Here is a 23,610-nt window from a genome sequence, read left to right as displayed (position 1 = left end):
CATTACCTCAGAACAGATCGCTGCGCGATTTCAATAAGCTCTCGACGTCTTTATCAACTTTGATATGAATCTCATGTTCGATTTTGACGTTCATATTAATCGTGATCGGCTCTTTTGGCGCAGCCACTTCGATTCTCGGGGTACAACCTACCACCAGAGATGAAGCCAGCAACCCCAGCATGGCGGCTATCGTTTTCATTGTTGTTCCTCACATTCCTTGCCTTCCAGGCAATGGGTTTCCGGCAGCGTTGCATTTTGCTCAAGCCATGCCTGTAAATTGTCGCCAAAACGCAAACTGCGCCATAGCGTAAAGACGTTTTCTTCGTGGGTGTAATTCAAATTAACCGTCCCCACTTTGCCATCTACCCGGCTATTGCCAGTAACGGTTGCCTGCATCGTTAAGACACCCAGGTTATCCAGGTTTATTTTCGTCCAGGAATGGGTTATTTCCATATAGCGCAGCCAGTTAATTGCCGCGCCAGCCGCCATATTATCTTTAACGACGGCATCCGCCGTGTCTTTATCAATACGCAGCGTCATCGGACCTGGGTTGGTTAACCAGCCGTCTTTGATGATCCACTTTTCGTTATCCAACCATAATGGCAACGCGCCGCTGACCGGACCCGACATAGCGAACTGCTTGGGGTTAACCGCGCTAATAAGCTCGCTGGAGGAGATATTCTGCACCCGTAATAAGGCCGGGTCGTGCTGTGGCATCCGCAGTTGCCGCATGATGACTTTGCCTCCCAGCAGTTCGGCGCTGACATCGCTCAGCAATAACGGATTGCCTTCACTCCAGGGGTACGCTCCCTGTAGATCGGCAGTAATATTTTTCGCCGTCACCTGATTCACGACTTCCGCAATACGCAATGAAACAGGCCCACGCGTACCCAACTGCCATGCGCCTTCGCTAAACCGAAACGGCAAGATAAAATCGACGCCATTAATTTGGTTATCAGGCATCCAGGCGCTACCGCCTTTTAATACCCCATGACCGCCCGCTTCAAAGCCCTGTTCCGGTGCGGCCGAGAATGCGACCTGCGCATAGAGATCACCTTCACGCAGTTTCATTTTCCAGTCAGGCGGGAGCAGCGGCTGGAACACGGTGAGTGATTGTTTTGGCCACCAGGCCTGTCCGCGCAGACGGATCCCGTCCCAACGGCCATTTAGCTGTACGGGGCCAATCGCCCCTGCGTGAAGCTGGCCCTTGAACTGGAAAATCGTCGGGTCGCTGCCTTCCACGCTGAACTTTAGCGTTGAGGGAGGTAAGACGCTTCCGCCGGTGAAGACGGTTTTTCCTGCGTCCAGTGACAGTGCGCCGCTAAACGTCGGTTTGGTCGCGTCCCGTACCCATACGATCGGTTTGTCCATTACCAGGCGTGGGTTTTCCACCGTCATGGTGCCGTATTGCAAGTGGTCAAATCCGGTGGAGAGATCAAAGAGCTTCAGCGTGTTGTCATGCCACTCTCCCTTACCCGCCACGTCCCAGCGGGCATGCATCGGCGTAAAGCTGCCTTCGCCCCAGTAGCGCCATTGCCAACGACCAGCATCAGGAAGAAAATCATTTGCCAGACCATCCAGGTGCAGTTCAAAGCCCCCCATCTGGTTTTCATGCGCACGCAAAATAGCCTGTAGACGACCATCCACACCGCGTTGTGTTACCTTTACGCCCGCCAGCGGCCAACGAATCTCGTCAATATCCAGCGAATCAATTACCCGCCCCCGCGAACGCAACAGCGCCCCTGGCTCAAACGCCAGTTGCGGATCGTTCAGGCTACCGGTGAGTTTGGCGGGTAATTTCGCGTAGAAGATCAGATCGCCCTGTTTCGCTTCGCCGATCAGCTGTAACGGCATCTCGTTGTTATCAATACCCAGCTTACCCGGCCCCAGCGTTAAAACAGCGTTTCCTTTACCGGCATCGCCTTGCGTCAAAACGTTCAGCCGCCCGCTCACCACCGCGTTTTCCAGCCCGGCCTGCCAGTTTTCAACTTTCATGCCCAGCCGTCCGCTTAACGGGAATCCCTGGTAAGGCCAGTTCCAGCGACCGTCGCTGATGGTCAACTGCTGGCGGGTTATTTCCCACGGAAGATCGAGCAGCGGATCGGCACTATCGCGTGCCATGACGATCAGTTGTCCGCTGTTTTCTTGCCACTCCAGTTCGGCGTCCACAAGCGTAGGCTCCTGCGGCAAGTTCAGCGTCGCAACGGCATGACCGCTCACCGGTAACCCATCAGGAACCAGCGGCATGGTAAATTCACCGACCAGTTTTACCGGCGGTTGCCCTTCAAATGCAGCGATATCCAGCTCATTTACCGTGAGATTTTGCCCGTGCAGCCGCCCCTGGAATTTAACCTTTTCCCCCTGGTAGCGCAGTTGCTGAGTAGAGGGCGTTAGCGAAAGCGACAGTTTCCCCTGCCATTCCTGCCAGGGAGAGAGAATAAGTTTGTCGATGTTAATCCAGGTATTGGGCAGCATCGATTGCCATTCAGCCAGCGTTTTGGGTGCTACCGGAGACGCTTCTGTCTGCGGTAATTTGGCCAGGCAAGCGGAATCCAGCTCAATTGTCCCGACATTGAGCAACCAGCGGCTGGGATGGGACAGGTCCGCCTGAGTAATGCGCGCCAGCGGGCAATCATCGACCAGATAGCGGAGTTCCGGGATATGCAGCCCATGCCGTGTCAGCCGTGGACTCTCATCCAGCGCGATACGTGTCCCCACAGGTAACCAGACGCCCACCAGGGTCGGGACCCACAGGCCAAGCGTCATCACCAGCGTCAGCGGCACGAGAATCAATAATAAGAGGAGTGCCAGAACGGCTTTATATTTACCCTTCATGGGTAGTTAATATCCTGAATTAGCAAAATTTAAGCCGGTTTAGGCCTGTATTGTGGCATGTTTAACTGCATATTCCCACATTAAGGACAGATAACAGCGCTATGTGGCACGCTGTTACACGTGCCGTCAGGAATGATTCCAACACAGTAGCGCATGGATTCGGACTCAATGATGGTTCAGTTGTCCATCGCTATGTTTAGGTCCTATCCGACCAGCCTCTATCAGTATTTCTTCTATAAGTTCTTCAAGACACTCCTTGCCATGATGATCACAGACAAGATGCACCTGGCGGGAAATTTCTTCAGGTTTCATTCCATCGCATAAAGCCGCCTTAAGCATTAAGGTGGCCCATCGTTTTGCTTCAGAGTGAGTTAGCATAACTCCTCCCGATATCTGCTACCTGTATAAGCGTAGCTGTCTGGATGTGAATCACCTGGCTTTTTGCCCACACTACCTGCTCAGCGAATGGAAAATATCCAGTTGTTGAAATCGCGTAACCTGCCCACACTAACAAAAGATACGCTTTAAACATTCATTACTTCTATGACTATCAATAACTTTTTAGATTTTGTAAAATAATTTTAATTGGATTAACGTGACGTCAAAATCACTGGAGAAAGTCTTATGAAACTCGCCATCTATAGTACAAAACAGTACGACAAAAAGTATCTGCAGCAGGTTAACGAGGCTTTTGGTTTTGAACTTGAATTTTTTGACTTTCTGTTGACGGAGAAAACAGCTAAAACAGCCCATGGTTGCGAAGCTGTATGCATCTTCGTCAACGACGATGGCAGCCGACCGGTTCTGGAAGAACTGAAAAAGCTGGGTGTGAAATATATCGCCCTGCGCTGCGCCGGGTTCAATAACGTCGATCTCGACGCGGCAAAAGAGCTGGGTCTGCAGGTGGTACGCGTCCCTGCCTATTCGCCTGAAGCCGTCGCTGAGCATGCGATTGGCATGATGATGACCCTGAACCGCCGTATTCATCGCGCGTATCAACGTACCCGTGATGCCAACTTCTCTCTTGAAGGGCTGACCGGCTTTACCATGTATGGCAAAACGGCCGGGGTGATTGGTACCGGTAAAATCGGTATTGCTGCGCTGCGGATCCTGAAAGGTTTTGGTATGCGCCTGCTGGCGTTCGATCCCTACCCAAGCGCCGCTGCTCTGGAATTAGGCGTGGAATATGTCGATCTTAAAACACTGTTTGCTGAGTCCGACGTTATCTCCCTGCACTGCCCGTTAACGCCGGAAAATTATCATCTGCTCAATCAGGAAGCCTTTGAGCAAATGAAAAACGGCGTGATGATTATTAACACCAGTCGCGGAGCGCTGATCGATTCACAGGCGGCTATCGATGCCCTGAAAAACCAGAAAATTGGTTCTCTGGGTATGGATGTGTATGAAAACGAACGCGACCTGTTCTTTGAAGATAAATCCAATGATGTGATTCAGGATGATGTGTTCCGTCGCCTGTCAGCCTGCCATAACGTGCTGTTTACCGGGCATCAGGCGTTTCTGACCGCCGAAGCGTTGACCAGCATTTCTGAAACGACACTGCAAAATCTGGAACAAATCTCCAAAGGCGAAACCTGTCCAAACGCCCTCTTTTAATCCCTGTGCTCCCCTGATTTAAGGGGGGCATTTTCAGACAATTGCCGATGATAAAACAGTCAGTATCATTATCATATTGAATGTATTCCGGTCACGAAATTAGAGAATGTTAATGAAGAAAGTTGTCACGTTGATTGCCCTCAGCACGCTGATGGCTGGCTGTGTGAGCAGTGGAAACATTTCCGTCAATCGCGACCAGTTACAGCATCACCGTTTCGTTTTGCAGAGCGTGAATGGTAAAGCCGTTACCGTCGCCAACAACCCACCCGAATTGAGTTTTGGCGAAAACATGACGGTATCAGGAAAGATGTGTAATCAATTCCACGGTCAGGGCAAGTTGTCCGACGGCGAGTTGAAGGTGAAAGATATGGCGATGACCCGCATGATGTGCGCCGATCCACAGCTTAACGCGCTCGACGGTATCGTCAGCGAAATGTTTAAGCAAGGCGCACAGGTAGATTTGACTGCTGACCAGTTGACACTGGCGACAGCAGAACAAACGCTGACGTATAAACTTGCGGATTTAATGTAATGAACGCGCAGGCTCAATAGCTCCCACAGCTTCCGGCGGCAAGCGACTGCTCACTACAGCGTTTGCCGTTGGGTAGCGCGCACATCCCGATGGCTGAGCCATCCAGTTGACGGGCAACGGAGAGCGAACCACCAATCATGGCGCAATTTGCTTCTCCAGAACTGGACATTGCTGCCTTCATGCCCGGTGCGACATGTGCTGCCGTTGCCTGCTGAACAGGTTCACTGCTACACGCCGATAATAATAACGCGGCACACCCTACCCAAAACGCTGCGCGCATCTTACTCCCCTCTGAAGATTAACCAAACGACACAGCCATAAATAATAGGCAGCAGAGACACCGCCGTCGAGAGGCAAACCACGCATTTATGCGCGCTGTTTACATTTTCTGGCAATTTTTTGGCTGCTCCTTTGATCAAACCATACATTCTCTTTATTCCAGGGACACAAAAGCGAAAATGCGCCTGAATGGCTTTTGCTAAAATAGAAGGATAATTACAGGACTCGCAACGCTTTCGCGAGTCCCTCTTTTTGCGCAATGTAAGGGTGTCAGTATGATCACAATTGACGGTAATGGTGCGGTTGCTTCGGTCGCATTTCGTACCAGCGAGGTTATCGCCATCTACCCGATTACGCCCAGTTCGACGATGGCGGAACAGGCCGATGCCTGGGCCGGAAATGGGCTTAAAAACGTGTGGGGAGATATCCCTCGCGTCGTAGAAATGCAGTCGGAAGGCGGTGCGATTGCGACCGTTCACGGCGCGTTGCAGACCGGTGCGCTCTCTACGTCGTTTACCTCATCACAGGGTTTGCTGTTGATGATCCCAACGCTGTACAAACTGGCCGGTCAGTTGACCCCGTTTGTACTGCACGTTGCAGCGCGAACTATTGCCACGCACGCGTTATCGATCTTTGGCGATCATTCCGACGTGATGGCTGTACGCCAAACCGGATGCGCGATGCTGTGCGCCAGTAGCGTTCAGGAAGCGCAGGATTTTGCGCTAATTTCGCAAATGGCCACCCTGAAAAGCCGGGTTCCGTTTATTCATTTCTTTGATGGATTCCGTACATCACATGAAATTAATAAAATTGTGCCGCTGGCTGATAACACCATCCTCGGGCTGATGCCTCAGGCGGAGATCGATGCTCACCGCGCTCGGGCACTAAATCCAGAGCATCCGGTTATCCGCGGTACATCAGCGAATCCGGACACCTACTTCCAGTCACGCGAAGCGACAAACCCATGGTACAACGCGGTTTACGATCACGTAGAACAGGCGATGAACGACTTCGCCGCAGCCACGGGCCGCCAGTATCAGCCATTTGAATATTACGGTCATCCGCAGGCAGAACGCGTCATTATTTTAATGGGCTCGGCGATTGGCACCAGTGAAGAAGTTGTCGAAGAGCTGATGGCACACGGCGAGAAAGTTGGTGTGCTGAAAGTCCGTCTGTTCCGCCCCTTCTCCGCCAAACATTTACTGCGCGCGCTGCCGGAAAGCGCGCGCAGCATCGCCGTTCTGGATCGCACCAAAGAACCCGGCGCGCAGGCAGAACCATTATATCTGGATGTCATGACCGCGCTGGCGGAAGCGTTTAACTGTGGCGAACGAGAAACCTTACCGCGTGTGATTGGCGGACGCTATGGTCTTTCGTCCAAAGAGTTTGGCCCCGACTGCGTCATGGCGGTCTTTAATGAGTTGAATAGCACGAAACCTAAACCACGCTTCACGGTCGGTATCTATGATGATGTCACCAATCTGTCATTGCCGTTGCCGGAAAACACCCTGCCCGGCACCGCTAAGCTCGAAGCGCTGTTTTACGGCCTGGGTAGCGATGGCAGCGTGTCGGCCACCAAAAACAATATCAAGATTATCGGTAACTCTACGCCATGGTATGCGCAGGGTTATTTCGTGTATGACTCGAAAAAAGCAGGCGGCCTGACCGTCTCCCACCTGCGCGTCAGTGAGCACCCCATTCGTTCAGCGTATCTGGTTTCACAAGCCGATTTTGTCGGCTGCCACCAGTTGCAATTTATCGATAAGTACCAGATGGCCGAACGCCTGAAACCTGGCGGTATATTCCTGCTTAATACCCCATACAGTGTGGATGAAGTCTGGGCGCGTCTGCCGCAGGAAGTTCAGGCGGTGCTGAATCAGAAGAAAGCCCGTTTCTACGTGATTAATGCGGCTAAAATCGCCCGTGAGTGTGGTCTGGCGGCGCGTATAAACACCGTGATGCAAATGGCGTTCTTCCACCTGACGCAAATTTTACCAGGTGACAGTGCGCTGGCAGAGTTGCAGGGGGCGATTGCGAAAAGCTACAGCAGTAAAGGCCAGGATCTGGTCGAACGTAACTGGCAGGCGCTGGCTCTGGCGCGTGAATCCGTCGCCGAAGTGGCCCTGCAGCCTGTTGATCCGCATAGCGCCAACCGCCCACCGGTGGTTTCTGATGCCGCACCAGATTTCGTGAAAACCGTCACCGCAGCAATGCTCGCCGGTCTGGGCGATGCGCTGCCCGTTTCCGCGCTGCCGCCGGACGGTACCTGGCCAATGGGGACTACGCGTTGGGAAAAACGCAATATCGCCGAAGAGATCCCAATCTGGAAAGAAGAGCTGTGTACGCAATGTAACCACTGCGTTGCCGCCTGCCCGCACTCGGCTATCCGCGCCAAGGTGGTTTCCCCAGAAGCGATGGAAAACGCCCCTGCCAGCCTGCATTCTCTGGATGTGAAATCACGCGACATGCGCGGCCAGAAATATGTCCTGCAGGTTGCGCCTGAAGATTGCACCGGTTGTAATCTGTGCGTCGAAGTGTGCCCGGCGAAAGATCGCCAAAATCCTGAGATCAAAGCCATCAATATGATGTCGCGCCTTGAGCATGTCGAAGAAGAAAAAGTTAACTATGACTTCTTCCTCGATCTGCCGGAGATTGATCGCACCAAACTGGAACGTATTGATATTCGCACCTCGCAGTTGATTACACCGCTATTTGAATATTCCGGCGCCTGCTCAGGCTGTGGTGAAACGCCGTATATCAAACTGCTTACGCAGTTGTACGGTGACCGCATGTTGATTGCGAATGCCACCGGGTGTTCATCAATTTATGGCGGTAACCTGCCCTCAACGCCATACACCACCGATGCCAATGGGCGTGGGCCAGCATGGGCAAACTCGCTGTTTGAAGATAACGCCGAGTTTGGTCTGGGCTTCCGTCTGACGGTCGATCAACACCGGGCGCGCGTTATGCGTCTGCTGGAGCAATTTGCCGATAACATCCCGGCTGAACTCAATGACGCTTTGCACGCAGAAGCCACGCCGGAGGTCCGTCGTGAGCAAGTCGCGGCCCTGCGCGAGCATCTGAAAGATGTCGAAGGCGCACAGCAGTTGTTAACCGATGCCGACGCGCTGGTTGAGAAATCCATCTGGCTGATTGGCGGCGATGGCTGGGCCTACGATATTGGCTTCGGCGGGCTGGATCACGTTCTTAGCCTGACCGAGAACGTCAATATTCTGGTGCTGGATACCCAGTGTTACTCCAACACGGGTGGGCAAGCGTCAAAAGCCACGCCTCTTGGGGCCGTCACTAAATTTGGGGAGCACGGCAAACGTAAGGCTCGTAAAGATCTTGGCGTCAGTATGATGATGTACGGGCATGTTTATGTCGCGCAGATTTCCCTGGGCGCCCAGTTGAACCAGACGGTGAAAGCTATCCAGGAAGCAGAATCCTATCCGGGGCCGTCGCTGATTATCGCGTATAGCCCTTGTGAGGAACATGGTTATGACCTCGCGTTGAGCCACGATCAGATGCGTCAGCTCACGGCAACCGGGTTCTGGCCGCTGTATCGCTTTGATCCGCGTCGTGCTGACGAAGGTAAACTGCCGCTGGCGCTGGATTCTCGCCCGCCGTCAGATGCTTTGGCTGAAACATTACTTAACGAGCAACGCTTCCGCCGCTTAAATGCCCAACAGCCTGAAGTCGCTGAACAGCTGTGGAAAGACGCAACAGCCGATCTGCAAAAACGCTACGATTTCCTGGCGCAACTGGCAGGTAAAGCGGAAAAGAGCGGAACCGAGTAATACGTTTAGATCACTATTAAAGTGGAACGAAAAAAAAGCCCGAACAGTTGTTCGGGCTTGTCAATTTATTCGCTGGCTAATTAATATTGGCTATCAATACGACAACGAAAAAATAAAACGTGACAATAAAGGCATATAACACGCGCAGAATAGCTCAACAAAATTCACTTGTATAATTTTTATTTTATATATATTAAATCCATACATTCATAATAATTATCACTGTTTCTGTAGAATTATTTATTTAAGGTTTTACTTAAGACGTAACAATTCATATTTATCTGTTTACGGAACTTCTCCTTTAGCATGCTTTTACTCCCTACATGGGTAGTCACAGGTTAATAAAAAAACTAAAGGATTATTTCAATGAACAGAAAAGTACTGGCTCTCGTAATTCCTGCCCTGCTGGCTGCAGGCGCGGCTCACGCTGCTGAAGTTTATAATAAAGACGGCAACAAATTAGATCTCTATGGCAAAGTAGACGGCCTGCATTACTTCTCTGACGACGCGAACAGCGATGGCGATCAGACTTATATGCGTATGGGCTTCAAAGGCGAAACCCAGGTTAACGATATGATCACCGGCTATGGCCAGTGGGAATATCAGGTTCAGGCTAACACTACCGAAAACGATAAAGGTAACTCCTGGACTCGTCTGGCGTTCGCGGGTATTAAAGTTGGTGACTACGGCTCATTCGACTACGGTCGTAACTACGGCGTACTGTACGATGTGGAAGCCTGGACCGATATGCTGCCAGAATTCGGTGGTGACTCCTACACCAAAGCGGATAACTTCATGACCGGTCGTGCTAACGGCGTAGCGACCTACCGTAACACCGACTTCTTTGGTCTGGTTGACGGTCTGAACGTTGCACTGCAGTATCAGGGCGCGAACGAACAGACAAGTGATGAGCAGGAAGGCACCAACAATGGTGGCGACCGTAATGTGAAGAATTCCAACGGTGACGGTTTCGGTATCTCCTCTACCTACGATCTGGGTATGGGCGTAACCTTCGGTGCTGCCTATACCTCTTCTGACCGTACCAACGAGCAGGTGAACCATTCTACCGCTGGCGGCGATAAAGCTGACGCGTGGACTGCTGGCCTGAAATACGATGCGAATAACATCTACCTGGCAACCATGTACTCCGAAACCCGTAATATGACCCCGTACGGCGGCTCTGACGGTAGTGATTACACTATTGCCAACAAAACTCAGAACTTTGAAGTTACTGCGCAATACCAATTCGATTTCGGTCTGCGTCCGGAAGTGTCTTTCCTGATGTCTAAAGGTAGCGATCTGGCTACTGTAAATGGTAACGATGATAAAGATCTGGTTAAATATGCTTCTGTAGGTGCGACTTACTTCTTCAACAAAAACTTCTCCACCTACGTTGATTACAAAATCAACCTGCTGGACGAAGACGACAGCTTCTACACTCGCAATGACATCTCTACCGATGACACTGTAGCTCTGGGTATGGTTTACCAGTTCTAATTTTGTCAGCCCGCCGGCAACGGCGGGTTTTCTTTCTGTTATCGCAATTCTGTTTTATCCAGATCAAAACATTATATCTGTTGCTTCAAAACACATCCCTGATAGATGATATATTGCATAAAGACCTGTAGTAGAGGATACCTGCAATGAATCATCACCCTGTAAAATCATCGCGTATTGCATCCGTCGGTTATGACGAATCCTCCTGCACGCTTGAAATTCGCTTTCATCAATTGTCTACGCTGCAATACCAGCATGTGCCTGCCCGTATTTTTCGTGATTTCCTGAGCGTAGTCTCTAAAGGTCGATTTTATGATGGGGTAATAAAAGGAAAATTCCCTGAAATCAAAATAAAGTGATGCCAAAATGTGATCTTTGTCATTGTACATAAAGTGCCATTACGCGGTAAGCTTTAGATGGATACTTAAACAGGAGGTTTTATGAACAGAACGATTCTTGTACCCATCGATATTTCAGACTCAGAATTAACTCAACGCGTTATTGCCCATGTTGAAGCAGAAGCAAAAATTGACGATGCGCAGGTCCATTTTTTGACCGTTATTCCGTCACTGCCCTATTACGCTTCCCTGGGACTGGCTTACTCGGCAGAGTTGCCTGCCATGGACGATCTGAAAGCCGAAGCGAAATCTCAACTGGAAGAGATTATCAAGAAGTTCAATATCCCAACGGACAGAGTGCACGTTCATGTCGCGGAAGGTGCGCCGAAAGATAAAATTCTGGAGATGGCTAAAAAATTACCGGCTGATATGGTCGTTATCGCTTCTCACCGACCTGACATCACCACTTACCTGCTGGGTTCTAACGCCGCGGCCGTGGTGCGTCATGCTGAGTGTTCAGTTCTGGTTGTCCGCTAAGCTGTCTGGCCCGCACATCGTGGCGGGCTTTTTGTTTTACCCTTCATACCCCGATTCCTGTCCTAAATGTGCTGACATTTTTCCCGCTTATCCGTACCATACACGCCACGGTTTTTATATCAGACTTCTTTTGCCGGACTATCCGGCGTGATGCATACTCTTCTGATGCCACACTATGAATTGAGCCTCTATTAAATGTCGCAAAATCAAGATATTAGCAAGAAAGAACAATACAACCTGAACAAATTGCAAAAACGTCTGCGTCGCAACGTGGGCGAAGCGATTGCCGACTTCAATATGATCGAAGACGGCGATCGCATTATGGTGTGCCTTTCCGGAGGGAAAGACAGCTATACCATGCTGGAGATCCTGCGTAATTTGCAGCAAAGCGCCCCGATCAGTTTTTCCTTAGTTGCGGTTAACCTCGATCAGAAACAACCCGGCTTCCCCGAGCATATTCTGCCGGAGTATCTGCAACAGTTGGGTGTTGAGTATAAAATCGTCGAAGAAAACACCTACGGGATCGTCAAAGATAAAATTCCTGAAGGCAAAACGACCTGCTCGCTCTGCTCTCGCCTGCGTCGCGGCATTCTGTACCGCACGGCAACCGAGTTAGGCGCCACCAAGATTGCGCTCGGCCACCATCGTGATGACATCCTGCAAACGCTGTTTTTAAACATGTTCTATGGCGGGAAAATGAAAGGTATGCCGCCGAAGCTGATGAGCGATGACGGTAAGCACATCGTGATCCGTCCACTGGCCTACTGCCGTGAGAAAGATATTGAGCGTTTCTCCGAAGCGAAAGGTTTCCCGATTATTCCGTGTAACCTGTGCGGCTCCCAGCCTAATCTGCAACGTCAGGTCATCGCTGATATGCTGCGCGACTGGGACAAACGCTATCCAGGCCGCATTGAAACCATGTTCAGCGCAATGCAGAACGTTGTGCCTTCTCATTTGAGTGATATCAATCTGTTCGATTTTAAAGGCATTAAACACGGTTCAGAGGTGGTGGACGGTGGTGATTTAGCGTTTGACCGCGAAGAGATCCCGCTGCAACCCGCGGGCTGGCAGCCAGAAGAGGATGATGCTCAACTGGATGAGCTGCGCCTGAACGTGGTGGAAGTGAAGTAACTTATCATGCCAGATAAGCGGAGCGCCATCAGGCGCTCCAACGCGCATTTATTTCAATAAACGAACGCGGCAGGTCTTGCCTTTAATCTTACCGTTTTGCAATTGTTTCCATGCCTTATGCGCCACAGTCTGGCGAACAGCGACGTAAACATGCGCCGGATGGACGGCGATTTTGCCGATATCAGCGCCAGCCAGACCAATATCACCGGTCAGAGCGCCCAGAACATCGCCGGGACGCATTTTAGCCTTTTTACCGCCATCAATGCATAACGTGGCCATCTCAGCGTTTAGCGGCAGAATTGAACCATTGCCCGGCGCAGGCAACCAGTTCAGTTTTAGCTGCAGCATTTCAGCCAGGATATTGGCACGTTGCGCTTCTTCCGGCGCGCAGAAGCTAATCGCCAGACCGCTGTTGCCAGCGCGAGCGGTACGGCCAATACGATGGACATGAACTTCCGGATCCCACGCCAGTTCGAAATTAACCACCAGTTCCAGCGACTTGATATCCAGACCACGCGCGGCTACATCGGTAGCGACCAGTACACGTGCGCTGCCGTTGGCAAAACGTACCAGCGTCTGATCGCGATCGCGCTGTTCAAGATCGCCATGCAATGAGAGTGCGCTTTGCCCCGCCGCATTCAGTGCATCGCATACGGCCTGACAATCTTTTTTGGTATTACAAAAAACCACACAGGATGCAGGCTGGTGCTGGCTGAGCAATTTTTGCAGCAACGGAATTTTGCCGTGGCTGGACGTTTCAAAAAACTGCTGTTCAATAGCTGGCAGCGCATCAACCGTATCAATTTCGATCGTTAGCGGATCTTTCTGTACCCGGCCGCTGATGGCGGCAATCGCCTCCGGCCAGGTCGCAGAAAAAAGCAAGGTCTGACGTGATGCAGGCGCAAAGCGGATCACCTCATCAATCGCGTCGCTAAAACCCATATCCAGCATACGGTCGGCTTCATCCATCACCAGCGTATTCAGGGCATCCAGAGAAACGGTGCCTTTTTGCAGGTGGTCAAGTAAACGCCCCGGCGTGGCGACAATAATATGTGGCGCATGTTGCAGGGAGTCACGCTGTGCGCCAAAGGGCTGGCCGCCGCACAGGGTTAAGATCTTGGTATTGGGCAGAAAGCGCGCTAAACGACGCAGTTCCCCTGCCACCTGGTCGGCAAGTTCACGCGTTGGGCACAACACGAGAGACTGCGTCTGAAACAGCGCGGCATCAATATGCTGCAACAACCCCAGACCAAAAGCAGCCGTTTTGCCACTGCCGGTTTTAGCCTGCACGCGAACATCCCTCCCCGCCAGGATTGCCGGTAACGCAGCAGCCTGAACAGGCGTCATTTCAAGGTAACCCAGCTCGTTGAGGTTCTCGAGTTGGGCGGCAGGTAAAACATTCAGGGTTGAAAAAGCGGTCACAATTTAATCTCGCGGTAAAAACTCACATTCAGCAGGCGCGTATCCTCGCAGATCTGCGCCCGCGATGCGACAATTTAATCGGCTCCTCATCCGGTGGCGGATCCGGCATCGGCTGCGGACGAGGTAGCGGATCGGGAACAGGAACCGGGTCGGTGGGTAGCGAATCAGCGTTTGGTACTTGCCACTGTAGCATTGCAATCAGACAGGTCATATAGCCCTCCAGTCATCAGGTTGACTCTTTTAGGGTAGACGCTGATTTCCTGCAGGCAAAAAAAAGCCGACTAATCTAAGTCGGCGTCGTACGAATCAATTGTGCTATGCAGTAATTCAAAAAAGGAAGTAAGACAATATGGAGCGCAACGCCCATCGCTTGACGTTGCATTCACCTGCGAGTGAGATATTGCCCCGAATAGGTAGATGGTTTATTGACTTCGCTCAAAAACCTGGCCGTTTTCATGCGCAAAAGCCACTAAAAAATGTTGTTGTTACAACCATTTACTACGATGCAACCATAAAGTAACACCACCAATCAGGACCACTAACAGAATACAGAAAAATGAGAAACCAAACTGCCAGCCGCCGCCGGGGATACCACCGAGGTTAACGCCAAACAGTCCGGTTAAAAATGTACTGGGTAGGAAAACCATCGCCATCAAGGACATTGTATAAGTTCGGCGCGCCAGAGACTCCTGCATAACCTGCGCAATTTCGTCCGCCATGATACCGGTCCGGGCGATACAGGCGTCTATCTCATCCAGCCCTCTTCCCAACCTGTCGGCGATATCCTGCATCCGTCGCCGATGATCGTCGGTCATCCAGGCTAAACGCTCACTCGCCAAGCGCGCATAGACATCGCGCTGAGGCGCCATATAGCGGCGCATCACAATCAGTTGCTTGCGCAGTAATGCCAGGAACCCGCGCGGGGGGATTTGCTGATCGAGCAGATTATCTTCCAGGTCTATAATCTTGTCGTGCAGTTGCTCGATAAACTCGCTGGCATGATCGGTTAACGCATCGCAGACATCCACCAGCCAGCTACCGCAGTCAGCCGGCCCTGTACCTTCCTGGAGATCGCTGACCACATCATCCAGTGCCAGTACTTTGCGCTGGCGCGTTGAGACAATCAGACGTTCATCCATATACAAGCGCATAGCGACCAGTTGGTCAGGTCGCTCGTCGGTGCTGCCATTAATACAACGCAGCGTGATCAACGTACCTTCCCCGACTCTGCTTACGCGTGGGCGCGTACTTTCACCCGCCAGCGCATCACGCACATTATTAGGAAGCAGAGGCGTGGTCGCCAGCCATTGCGCACTTTCAGAATGGGTATAATTAAGATGCAGCCAGCAGGGATGCTGAGCGTCGATAACATCGTTATTTTCCAGCGTTTTCACCCCACCACGGCCATCCAGCAGCCAGGCAAACACGGCATCTGGCACATTAACATCAGTTCCCTTAATGGCTTCCACAGCGCCTCCACAAACATTCAGCTTTTTTCGATAGTCTAGCCGTCAGAATAGGTTAAGCAATATCTCATTGTCCCATTGCGCTGAAATGATTCATAAAAGTATCTGATAACAGAAAAAGCGCCGACGAATGCGACGCTTGTGGTGAGAGAGATCCTGTTATGCTCGCTGGCGTATTGCAGGCTCAAGAGTTTTACTTAACCGAAATTGATGGGTTCGGGACTGGAGATCAATCACCTGGTTTTTCAGGATGCCCGAGGAATCAGAAAGCTCATCCACCATGGCGGCATTACTTTGGGTTACGTTCTCCAGTTCGGCCAGAGCATGAGTGATCCTGATAATCCCTTTCTCCTGCTCCTGGGTAGTCGTTAATATCTCGCCCATCAACTGGCTTAATTGCCCGGCGCCCCCGACGATATCCTGCATATTTTTTTCTGCTTCGCGTACGATAGCCGCGCCTTGCTGAACATTTTGATGGGTTTGGGCAATCAGCTGTTTAATATTTTTAGCTGCATCTGCGCTGCGGTGCGCCAGCTTCCTTACTTCACCAGCCACCACGGAAAACCCTTTTCCATGCTCCCCCGCCCTCGCCGCTTCCACCGCTGCATTCAATGCCAGAATATTTGTCTGGAATGCGATACCATCTATCAGCGTAATAATTTCGGTCATCTGCTCCGCGCATTCGGTGATTGAACGCATATTTGCCGCCACCTGCACCATTAATTCGCCTCCCTGTCGGGCGCACTGTGTAGCAATTGTCGCCTGGGCGCTGGCTATTTGCGTGTTATCAGCATTATTTCGCGTATTCACCGCGATCTCATCCATGTTGGCAGCCGTCTGCATTAATGCTCCGGATTGCTGTTCTGTTTTCACTGAAAGCTCAGCGCTGCGTTCTGCAAGCTGTTCTGAGAGCGCCATTGCCGTTTGTGAGGATATCCTGATCTCATTCACAAGTGTTGAAATATTACTTGATAAGCTATTGATGCCTGGTATAAGTCTACCCGCGCAATTATTACCAAATTCTGGAATGCTGATCGCCAGATTTCCGGACGTAACCTCTTCAATACTTCTTTTAACCGTATTAATCGGCATCACCAGATATTTGGTCATATACCACCACAGACATAATAGAGAAATGAAACTTACCAAATTGCTGCCAATAATAACATCAATACCGGCTGCAAGTATTATCTCCACCACATTAAGAGCCACTGCTGTTATTACCAGAAATAAAACAATAAAAGTCCTGACGCTAATATTATTTAACATTTTAGCCCTGTTTACCAAGAAAATGAGGTGAATATTATTTTTTATAGCACCTGCCATGCAAATTGCCATTACCCTGATACGAAAGGCGAATATTCAATAAGAGTCGGCAGCCCTTTCACTTAAATCACAGAATGATGCTGATTATTTGTCTTAATCTGGTGATTTATTCTACCAAAAATGATTGCCAGGCTTGTTATCAGATTATTGTGATGGTGAGCACGTAAAGAACACAAAATGCACAGAATTATAATTAGCATGAATATTTATATAAGCATTACCGCATTAATATGAATATTTTCATGTTCTAACTAATACACATTGTAAAAGCATGAGTACAGCAAGGTGGCGATCTCTGGCCGACGTTGATCTACCTTCTGGCGGGTATCTGGTGGCGCGACAGTGTGTATGGGGATCACCATTTTTGTTGATGATTCCAGCGCCATTCATTCAAATATATTGATGATTAAATCACGTCCAGCACTGACATTAAAAATTGAAAGTCTATTTGCCAAAGATTTTAGCGATAACAGTAAAAATACCAAAATAGTGTCTACTATTATTGGCATAGTCTGTAGCATAAACTGATAACAACATCAGACTAAAGCCAGTTGTCCCCCCTTGTCTCACCGACAATCAATAACATTATGAGACGGTAATATAAAAACATTCGCCATTAAATGGGCAACACAGCAGATAAGATAACGGGATTATCGATGAGTATAAACGCGCTGCACTCACTGGACTTATTAACTCTTCCGGTGTGGATTGTTTCACCACATACCGAAGAACTTGTGTTCGCTAATACCGTTGCACGGGAGCTAATGCAGGATTCCTGTTTTGCTACACTGCGAAAAGGCATATTCTCGACATATGCCCAAAATGATTTAACCATGTATCTCAGTGACTTGAAAAATCATCACCCTATTGTGGAAATTCTCACGGTTTATCGCAACGGTGAAGAAATCGCGATGGCCAGCCGCCTGTCCATTAAGTCGCTCCCGGATATGGGGGACATCATTATTTTCGAAGGCATTGAAACACCGACCGCGCAGGGATTGAAAGCCAGTCGTTCTGCGAACTATCAGCGAAACAAGCAGGGATTTTACGCGCGCTTCTTCCAGACCAATGCGGCGCCGATGTTACTTATCGATCCGTCCCGCGATGGTTTGATCGTCGATGCGAATCTCAGCGCACTGAATTTTTATGGTTACAGCCATGATGTGATGTGCCAGAAACATACATGGGAAATCAACATGTTGGGCCGTCATATCCTACCGGTGATGCATGAAATCGCCCATCTGCCCGGCGGTCATAAGCCATTGCATTTTGTCCATAAGCTTGCAGATGGCTCCTTACGTCACGTGCAAACTTATGCCGGACCGATCGAAATCTACAGCAATAAGCTCATGCTGTGCATTATTCATGACATTACCGAACAAAAAAGGCTGGAGCAGGAACTCGAACAAGCGGCCCTGCGTGACGCCCTGACCGGATTACTGAACCGCCGACATTTTTATCAGGTAACCGAACCACAACAGACGCACGCGATGTCATTGACGCAGGACTACAGCCTGCTATTAATCGACACCGATCGCTTTAAAAGCATTAACGATCTCTTCGGTCATTTAAGAGGTGACGATGTGCTTTGCGCTCTGGCGCGAACGCTGGAGTCCTGCGCGAGAAAAGACGACCTGATTTTTCGCTGGGGAGGGGAAGAGTTTGTACTCCTTCTGCCGCGAACCTCACTGGAGGTTGCCCTTAATCTCGCAGAAGTAATACGCGCGGCGGTGGCCAAGGTGACGCTTCCTGGCCTTCCCCGCTTTACCGTCAGCATTGGCGTTGCGCGGCACGAAACGAATGAAAGCATCGATGAGCTATTCAAACGCGTTGACGACGCGCTGTACAAAGCCAAAAACGAAGGGCGGAACCGGGTACTGGCAGCCTGATGTTTATGTCGGTCAGCGACTGCGCTTAGCGTGACGCTCCCAGTTCTCCTGTTTTGCCTGCGCGGTTTTACGTAATGCCACATAGCATGCTCCGCTGCCGCCGTGATGCGGCAGTGCGGCGCAGTAGGCTTGTACATCTTCAAATTCCGTCAGCCAACGCGCTACATAGCTGCGAACAATGTTGGCATGAGAATTATCGTCGCGCCCCTTGCCGTGTATCACCAACACGTTACGCAATCCTTCTTGCTGCGCCTGCAGAATAAAACTGAAGAGCATCTGACGACAGGTTTCAACGGGCTGACGGACGAGATTGAGACTCGCCTGCTGCGGATATTTACCGGTTCGTAGTTTGTCAGTCACACCGTGCTGCAAACCTTCGCGGCGAAACTCCAATGGTACGCTCAACGGGACAATATCGAGAAAACCCGTTGAGAGAAAATTATCCAATTGCAGCGTATCAATACGAGCCGGAGCGCGGAGATTGCGTGTAGGCTGCCAGTGCACCTCGGTGCGGTTTTTCAGCGGTTGAACATCCCCCATCGCGTCAAGAAACAACGATGCGTCATCAAGGTTCATGTTTCATCCTCCAGCGTATTGCGACGGGTCTTATCATAACCGTGCACTATTATACCGACAACGGTTTACGATTATTTCCAATAATTCACCAGGTTCACGCAGTGGAAGCGATCTACTTCCAACAAACGGATATCCATTTTAGAGGTATAGCTGCGACGATAACTGGCGTGATAATGTGTCATCTTGCCTGTAATGTTGCAATGAGAGAAACGGATGCTGAACTTACTGGAAGACACCATCGCCACGCCGCTGGGCCCGCTGTGGATCATTTGCGATGAGCAATTTCGTCTGCGCGCGGTCGAATGGGATCAACACAGCGATCGTATGGTGCAGTTGCTGGACATTCATTACCGCACTGAAGGTTATCAGCGTATCGCTGCCAAAAACCCCGGTGGATTGAGTGATAAGCTGGCTGAATATTTTGCCGGCAACCTTAGTATTATTGACACGTTGGAAACCGCCACCGCGGGTACCCCCTTCCAGCGTGAAGTCTGGCAAGCGTTACGTACCATTCCCTGTGGACAAGTCATGCATTATGGTCAACTGGCCGAACAACTGGGACGCCCTGGCGCTGCCAGAGCCGTCGGAGCGGCGAATGGGTCAAACCCGGTAAGTATTGTCGTGCCTTGTCATCGCGTCATTGGGCGTAACGGTACTATGACTGGATATGCCGGCGGTGTGCAGCGAAAAGAGTGGCTATTGCGTCATGAAGGCTATTTACTACTCTAGAATCCAGGCAATTAATGCCTTATTCATCACACTTCCACATAATACAGCCTTAAATAAAGTACGGTTAATCAGGTAGATACAAACATTCAACCCAGTTATGCCTGAATTATTCTCTATTGGGAGTAGCTCAGGCTTACGTGCTCACCAAAAAGATGTTAAAAGTGACAAATATCAATTACGGCTTGAGCAGACCTATGATCCCGGAAAAGCGAATTATACGGCGCATTCAGTCTGGCGGTTGTGCTATCCATTGCCAGGATTGCAGTATCAGCCAGCTTTGCATCCCGTTCACACTTAACGAGCATGAGCTTGACCAGCTCGATAACATCATCGAGCGCAAAAAGCCTATCCAAAAGGGGCAGACGCTCTTTAAAGCAGGTGATGAACTTAAATCACTCTATGCTATCCGCTCCGGAACGATTAAAAGCTATACCATTACCGAGCAAGGCGATGAGCAAATCACCGGTTTCCATCTGGCAGGTGACCTGGTAGGTTTTGACGCGATTGGCAGCGGTCATCACCCGAGCTTTGCCCAGGCTCTGGAAACCTCAATGGTATGTGAGATTCCTTTCGAAACTCTGGATGACCTGTCCGGCAAAATGCCGAATCTGCGTCAACAGATGATGCGTCTGATGAGTGGCGAAATCAAAGGCGACCAGGACATGATCCTGCTGTTGTCGAAGAAAAACGCTGAAGAGCGCCTGGCGGCCTTTATTTACAATTTGTCCCGCCGCTTCGCCCAGCGTGGATTCTCGCCTCGTGAATTCCGTCTGACCATGACTCGTGGCGACATCGGTAACTACCTCGGTCTGACGGTTGAAACTATTAGCCGCCTGCTGGGGCGTTTCCAGAAAAGCGGTATGCTGGCGGTAAAAGGCAAATACATCACTATTGAGAATAGCGATGCGCTGGCAGTTCTTGCTGGCCACACGCGTAACGTTGCGTAATCGTTCTGCAAGTATCTCTGTTATCCTTCTGTCAAATCACTAAATTTTCCCGATTTATTGATCTGGCAGGAGGTTCTCCCCTGTTTCAATCCACATTATTGGGTTACTCTTTTAATTACAAACTGCGATGACAGTTGTAAGGAGACCCTGTATGGCTATGTATAAAAATATGCTGGTCGTCATCGACCCTAACCAGGACGATCAACCAGCATTACGGCGAGCTGTTTATTTGCATCAACGGATTGGTGGCAAAATTAAAGCCTTTTTGCCGATCTATGACTTTTCCTATGAGATGACTACCCTGCTGTCGCCCGATGAGCGTACGGCAATGCGTCAGGGTGTTATCAGCCAGCGAACAGCGTGGATTCGTGAACAAGCGAAATACTACATCGAAGCAGGGATCCCTATTGAGATCAAAGTGGTCTGGCACAACCGTCCCTTTGAAGCCATCATCCAGGAAGTCATTAGCGCCAGGCATGACCTGGTGCTAAAAATGGCGCACCAACACGACCGTCTGGAAGCCGTGATTTTCACTCCGACCGACTGGCATTTATTGCGTAAATGCCCAAGCCCGGTGTGGATGGTTAAAGACCAGCCGTGGCCTGAAGGCGGTAAAGCCCTGGTTGCGGTGAACCTCGCCAGTGAAGAGGCCTATCACAACGCGCTCAATGAAAAACTGGTCAAAGAAACGCTGCAACTGGCGGAACAGGTTAATCATACCGAAGTGCATCTGGTTGGCGCCTACCCTGTTACACCTATCAACATTGCGATTGAACTCCCTGAATTTGATCCCAGCGTATATAACGATGCGATCCGTGGACAGCATCTGCTGGCTATGAAAGCATTACGCCAGAAATTCAGTATCGATGAGAAAGTAACGCACGTTGAAAAAGGATTACCTGAAGAGGTTATTCCTGATTTAGCCGAACACTTACAGGCGGGTATCGTGGTGCTGGGTACCGTCGGACGTACCGGTATCTCTGCCGCGTTCCTCGGTAATACTGCTGAGCAGGTTATCGATCATCTACGCTGTGACCTGCTGGTTATCAAGCCGGATCAGTATCAGACGCCAGTGGAACTGGATGACGACGAAGACGACTAACCACACCATACAATGCCGGATGGATATTCATCCGGCATGACAAACACTTAGTGTTTCTCGTCGCCACCAAGAAAATAGATGCCCAGCGGGATGGCGAGCAGAATGGTAAACACCATGCTGTAGACACAAATCATTGCAGATTGAATGGCATACATTGAGGCGGTCCAGTCGGATAGCGGAATGTCATACTGTTCAATAACGCCGCCGATCGTCGCTCGCGTGACTACCGACGCTGCGATAATAAACACTCCAAGCAGGCACAACAAAAACTTTCGTCCCTTCGCTGTCTTCAGCTTAGCCATGATCATAGTACTGTCCTTTTGCAGATGAAAATCTTGTTACTTTGCGCTAACAATACCATGACATCAGCTTACTGTCTGCTACATAACGCCCCTTCATCAGTGACGCCTGCGTGATTGCGCTGAAAATAGCGCTGATTGCATTATTTCTCTCGCCCTTTGATTAATGATCTGAGCGCCAAAACTGCGTAAAATATCCGATGAGCGGGATGTCAGATGATATTTAGCAACCACGGAGCTGCCAGGAAGGATCATGATCGCTGAACTGTTTATGAATAATGCGTTTAATTTGACGGTAATTCTCAGTTGCTTTACCGCACTGGTGCTGATGAGCGTTTGGTTTCACCGTGGTGAAAGACGTTGCAAAGGGTTCATATTTCATGCGGCACAATTTTTCGTCTATGCCATTATCATTGGAACCTTCGGCAGTATTGCCAATAACGTGATCGAGAGTTACGACCTGAAATTTATCTCTCCCAGCGTAGTCGATTTTATCTGCACCTCGTTAATTGCGCTGATTCTGACAATCAAACTTTTTCTGGTGATTAATCAGTTTGAAAAGACGCAGATTAATAAAGGCAGAGATATTACCAGCGCGAGGATCCTGTCGCGGATCATTAAGATTACCATCGTGGTCGCCATCATTTTGCTGTATGGCGAACATTTCGGCATGAGCTTATCGGGTCTGCTAACCTTTGGCGGCATCGGTGGTATCGCTGTAGGTATGGCAGGTAAAGACATTCTGAGCAATTTTTTCTCCGGCATTATGCTCTATTTCGACAGACCGTTTAGCATCGGTGACTGGATCCGTTCCCCGGACCGTAATATTGAAGGCACAGTGACAGAAATTGGCTGGCGAATGACCAAAATAAACACCTTCGATCATCGCCCCTTGTACGTCCCAAACTCGATTTTCTCCTCAATCAGCGTAGAAAATCCAGGGCGTATGACCAACAGAAGAATCAAAACGGTGATCGGATTGCGATATGAAGATGCCGATAAAATTGGGGCAGTTGTCGAGGCGGTCAGACAAATGCTGCAAAATCATCCGGGGATAGACCAGAAACAAACTCTACTGGTCTATTTCAATGAATTTGCTGATTCATCGTTAAATATCATGGTGTACTGCTTCACGAAAACTACCGTATGGCAGGAATGGCTTGCGGTACAACAGGACGTTTATTTGAAAATTATTTCGATAGTCCAGACAAACGGCGCCGACTTCGCCTTCCCCAGCCAGACGCTGTATATGGATAATCCTGAAGTATCGCCATCGACACACTAACAAACG

At 50.1% G+C, this 23,610-nt stretch carries 22 protein-coding genes; 12 read left to right on the top strand and 10 right to left on the bottom strand.

The genetic code is table 11. The features are described 5' to 3' along the window. Nucleotides 1–7 precede the first annotated feature (7 nt). The 3 genes from FDX09_RS22265 to FDX09_RS22255 all read right to left on the bottom strand — a co-directional run bounded on the left by FDX09_RS22265 (nt 8) and on the right by FDX09_RS22255 (nt 3,213). Nucleotides 8–199, bottom strand: a complete 192-nt coding sequence (locus tag FDX09_RS22265; protein WP_038640810.1) for a YnbE family lipoprotein — start codon at nt 197–199, stop codon at nt 8–10. Continuing rightward, complete coding sequence (locus tag FDX09_RS22260; protein ID WP_137347877.1) at nt 196–2,835, bottom strand: YdbH family protein; 2,640 nt, start codon at nt 2,833–2,835, stop codon at nt 196–198. Before FDX09_RS22260 ends, FDX09_RS22265 begins: the two co-directional genes overlap by 4 nt. 165 nt (nt 2,836–3,000) lie before the next feature. Continuing rightward, on the bottom strand, nt 3,001–3,213 hold the full coding sequence (locus FDX09_RS22255) for a hypothetical protein (protein WP_074458538.1): 213 nt from the start codon (nt 3,211–3,213) through the stop codon (nt 3,001–3,003). Between the two features lie 246 nt (nt 3,214–3,459). Here FDX09_RS22255 and FDX09_RS22250 point away from each other — a divergent pair, with 246 nt between their 5' ends. Both FDX09_RS22250 and hslJ read left to right on the top strand, forming a co-directional pair. After that, a complete protein-coding gene (locus FDX09_RS22250; protein WP_038640813.1) occupies nt 3,460–4,449 on the top strand; it encodes a 2-hydroxyacid dehydrogenase in 990 nt (329 codons plus the stop codon). A gap of 112 nt (nt 4,450–4,561) precedes the next feature. Further along, nucleotides 4,562–4,981, top strand: coding sequence for a heat shock protein HslJ (gene hslJ / locus FDX09_RS22245; protein ID WP_085048266.1), 420 nt, complete (start codon nt 4,562–4,564; stop codon nt 4,979–4,981). Between the two features lie 13 nt (nt 4,982–4,994). On the opposite strand, the gene FDX09_RS22240 is transcribed toward hslJ, so the two are convergent. After that, nucleotides 4,995–5,261, bottom strand: a complete 267-nt coding sequence (locus FDX09_RS22240; RefSeq protein ID WP_003833199.1) for a DUF333 domain-containing protein — start codon at nt 5,259–5,261, stop codon at nt 4,995–4,997. A 274-nt stretch (nt 5,262–5,535) separates the two neighbouring features. Between FDX09_RS22240 and nifJ the strand changes: the two genes are divergently transcribed. From nifJ to ttcA, 5 genes are all read left to right on the top strand, one after another. Next, nucleotides 5,536–9,060 carry a pyruvate:ferredoxin (flavodoxin) oxidoreductase gene (gene nifJ / locus FDX09_RS22230; RefSeq protein ID WP_087856161.1) on the top strand — a complete coding sequence of 1,175 codons (3,525 nt, stop codon included), beginning with the start codon at nt 5,536–5,538 and terminating at the stop codon, nt 9,058–9,060. A 366-nt stretch (nt 9,061–9,426) separates the two neighbouring features. Next, nucleotides 9,427–10,557: a porin OmpC gene (ompC, locus tag FDX09_RS22225; RefSeq protein WP_038640818.1), complete on the top strand. Its 1,131-nt coding sequence runs from the start codon at nt 9,427–9,429 to the stop codon at nt 10,555–10,557. Nucleotides 10,558–10,703: 146 nt separating this feature from the next. Beyond that, nucleotides 10,704–10,916: a KTSC domain-containing protein gene (locus FDX09_RS22220; RefSeq protein ID WP_069324961.1), complete on the top strand. Its 213-nt coding sequence runs from the start codon at nt 10,704–10,706 to the stop codon at nt 10,914–10,916. Between the two features lie 81 nt (nt 10,917–10,997). Further along, complete coding sequence (gene uspF / locus FDX09_RS22215; RefSeq protein WP_085048138.1) at nt 10,998–11,432, top strand: universal stress protein UspF; 435 nt, start codon at nt 10,998–11,000, stop codon at nt 11,430–11,432. Between the two features lie 195 nt (nt 11,433–11,627). Further along, nucleotides 11,628–12,563, top strand: coding sequence for a tRNA 2-thiocytidine(32) synthetase TtcA (ttcA, locus tag FDX09_RS22210; protein WP_110497980.1), 936 nt, complete (start codon nt 11,628–11,630; stop codon nt 12,561–12,563). A gap of 48 nt (nt 12,564–12,611) precedes the next feature. Here the strand turns inward: ttcA and dbpA are convergent, their stop codons facing one another. The 4 genes from dbpA to FDX09_RS22190 form a co-directional block, all read right to left on the bottom strand. After that, the gene (gene dbpA, locus FDX09_RS22205) at nt 12,612–13,985 is read right to left on the bottom strand and encodes an ATP-dependent RNA helicase DbpA (RefSeq protein WP_137347876.1); all 1,374 of its coding nucleotides are present in this window, start codon (nt 13,983–13,985) and stop codon (nt 12,612–12,614) included. A gap of 28 nt (nt 13,986–14,013) precedes the next feature. Continuing rightward, nucleotides 14,014–14,196, bottom strand: a complete 183-nt coding sequence (locus FDX09_RS23745) for a hypothetical protein (protein WP_071888136.1) — start codon at nt 14,194–14,196, stop codon at nt 14,014–14,016. Nucleotides 14,197–14,470: 274 nt separating this feature from the next. Continuing rightward, nucleotides 14,471–15,454 carry a zinc transporter ZntB gene (gene zntB / locus FDX09_RS22195; RefSeq protein ID WP_038640826.1) on the bottom strand — a complete coding sequence of 328 codons (984 nt, stop codon included), beginning with the start codon at nt 15,452–15,454 and terminating at the stop codon, nt 14,471–14,473. A gap of 156 nt (nt 15,455–15,610) precedes the next feature. After that, nucleotides 15,611–16,720 carry a methyl-accepting chemotaxis protein gene (locus FDX09_RS22190; RefSeq protein WP_038643181.1) on the bottom strand — a complete coding sequence of 370 codons (1,110 nt, stop codon included), beginning with the start codon at nt 16,718–16,720 and terminating at the stop codon, nt 15,611–15,613. A gap of 713 nt (nt 16,721–17,433) precedes the next feature. Here FDX09_RS22190 and FDX09_RS22185 point away from each other — a divergent pair. Beyond that, entirely contained in the window at nt 17,434–18,666 is a 1,233-nt protein-coding gene (locus FDX09_RS22185) for a sensor domain-containing diguanylate cyclase (RefSeq protein WP_121529102.1), read from the top strand. Between the two features lie 12 nt (nt 18,667–18,678). On the opposite strand, the gene smrA is transcribed toward FDX09_RS22185, so the two are convergent. Continuing rightward, nucleotides 18,679–19,242, bottom strand: coding sequence for a DNA endonuclease SmrA (gene smrA / locus FDX09_RS22180; protein ID WP_137347875.1), 564 nt, complete (start codon nt 19,240–19,242; stop codon nt 18,679–18,681). Nucleotides 19,243–19,455: 213 nt separating this feature from the next. On the opposite strand from smrA, the gene ogt reads away from it, so the two are divergent. From ogt to uspE, 3 genes are all read left to right on the top strand, one after another. Beyond that, a complete protein-coding gene (gene ogt, locus FDX09_RS22175) occupies nt 19,456–19,971 on the top strand; it encodes a methylated-DNA--[protein]-cysteine S-methyltransferase (RefSeq protein ID WP_137347874.1) in 516 nt (171 codons plus the stop codon). A 194-nt stretch (nt 19,972–20,165) separates the two neighbouring features. Next, the gene (gene fnr / locus FDX09_RS22170) at nt 20,166–20,918 is read left to right on the top strand and encodes a fumarate/nitrate reduction transcriptional regulator Fnr (RefSeq protein ID WP_003020397.1); all 753 of its coding nucleotides are present in this window, start codon (nt 20,166–20,168) and stop codon (nt 20,916–20,918) included. 151 nt (nt 20,919–21,069) lie between these two features. Then, nucleotides 21,070–22,020, top strand: a complete 951-nt coding sequence (gene uspE / locus FDX09_RS22165) for a universal stress protein UspE (protein ID WP_038640838.1) — start codon at nt 21,070–21,072, stop codon at nt 22,018–22,020. Between the two features lie 47 nt (nt 22,021–22,067). Here uspE and FDX09_RS22160 read toward each other — a convergent pair whose 3' ends face one another. Next, nucleotides 22,068–22,328: a DUF2534 family protein gene (locus FDX09_RS22160; protein ID WP_038640840.1), complete on the bottom strand. Its 261-nt coding sequence runs from the start codon at nt 22,326–22,328 to the stop codon at nt 22,068–22,070. Nucleotides 22,329–22,572: 244 nt separating this feature from the next. On the opposite strand from FDX09_RS22160, the gene FDX09_RS22155 reads away from it, so the two are divergent. Beyond that, nucleotides 22,573–23,604: a mechanosensitive ion channel family protein gene (locus FDX09_RS22155; RefSeq protein WP_087856154.1), complete on the top strand. Its 1,032-nt coding sequence runs from the start codon at nt 22,573–22,575 to the stop codon at nt 23,602–23,604. Nucleotides 23,605–23,610 lie beyond the last annotated feature (6 nt).

It is taken from the genome of Citrobacter sp. wls717 (assembly GCF_005280955.1).
Classification (GTDB): Bacteria; Pseudomonadota; Gammaproteobacteria; order Enterobacterales; family Enterobacteriaceae; genus Citrobacter; species Citrobacter werkmanii.
This window is presented reverse-complemented; position numbering and strand designations above follow the sequence as displayed.

Bases quoted from the DNA above. Each gene is read 5' to 3' on its own strand.
- FDX09_RS22265 (WP_038640810.1), bottom strand. From the start codon at position 199: ATGAAAACGATAGCCGCCATGCTGGGGTTGCTGGCTTCATCTCTGGTG.
- FDX09_RS22260 (WP_137347877.1), bottom strand. From the start codon at position 2,835: ATGAAGGGTAAATATAAAGCCGTTCTGGCACTCCTCTTATTATTGATT.
- FDX09_RS22255 (WP_074458538.1), bottom strand. From the start codon at position 3,213: ATGCTAACTCACTCTGAAGCAAAACGATGGGCCACCTTAATGCTTAAG.
- FDX09_RS22250 (WP_038640813.1), top strand. From the start codon at position 3,460: ATGAAACTCGCCATCTATAGTACAAAACAGTACGACAAAAAGTATCTG.
- hslJ (WP_085048266.1), top strand. From the start codon at position 4,562: ATGAAGAAAGTTGTCACGTTGATTGCCCTCAGCACGCTGATGGCTGGC.
- FDX09_RS22240 (WP_003833199.1), bottom strand. From the start codon at position 5,261: ATGCGCGCAGCGTTTTGGGTAGGGTGTGCCGCGTTATTATTATCGGCG.
- nifJ (WP_087856161.1), top strand. From the start codon at position 5,536: ATGATCACAATTGACGGTAATGGTGCGGTTGCTTCGGTCGCATTTCGT.
- ompC (WP_038640818.1), top strand. From the start codon at position 9,427: ATGAACAGAAAAGTACTGGCTCTCGTAATTCCTGCCCTGCTGGCTGCA.
- FDX09_RS22220 (WP_069324961.1), top strand. From the start codon at position 10,704: ATGAATCATCACCCTGTAAAATCATCGCGTATTGCATCCGTCGGTTAT.
- uspF (WP_085048138.1), top strand. From the start codon at position 10,998: ATGAACAGAACGATTCTTGTACCCATCGATATTTCAGACTCAGAATTA.
- ttcA (WP_110497980.1), top strand. From the start codon at position 11,628: ATGTCGCAAAATCAAGATATTAGCAAGAAAGAACAATACAACCTGAAC.
- FDX09_RS23745 (WP_071888136.1), bottom strand. From the start codon at position 14,196: ATGACCTGTCTGATTGCAATGCTACAGTGGCAAGTACCAAACGCTGAT.
- FDX09_RS22190 (WP_038643181.1), bottom strand. From the start codon at position 16,720: ATGTTAAATAATATTAGCGTCAGGACTTTTATTGTTTTATTTCTGGTA.
- FDX09_RS22185 (WP_121529102.1), top strand. From the start codon at position 17,434: ATGAGTATAAACGCGCTGCACTCACTGGACTTATTAACTCTTCCGGTG.
- smrA (WP_137347875.1), bottom strand. From the start codon at position 19,242: ATGAACCTTGATGACGCATCGTTGTTTCTTGACGCGATGGGGGATGTT.
- ogt (WP_137347874.1), top strand. From the start codon at position 19,456: ATGCTGAACTTACTGGAAGACACCATCGCCACGCCGCTGGGCCCGCTG.
- fnr (WP_003020397.1), top strand. From the start codon at position 20,166: ATGATCCCGGAAAAGCGAATTATACGGCGCATTCAGTCTGGCGGTTGT.
- uspE (WP_038640838.1), top strand. From the start codon at position 21,070: ATGGCTATGTATAAAAATATGCTGGTCGTCATCGACCCTAACCAGGAC.
- FDX09_RS22160 (WP_038640840.1), bottom strand. From the start codon at position 22,328: ATGATCATGGCTAAGCTGAAGACAGCGAAGGGACGAAAGTTTTTGTTG.
- FDX09_RS22155 (WP_087856154.1), top strand. From the start codon at position 22,573: ATGATCGCTGAACTGTTTATGAATAATGCGTTTAATTTGACGGTAATT.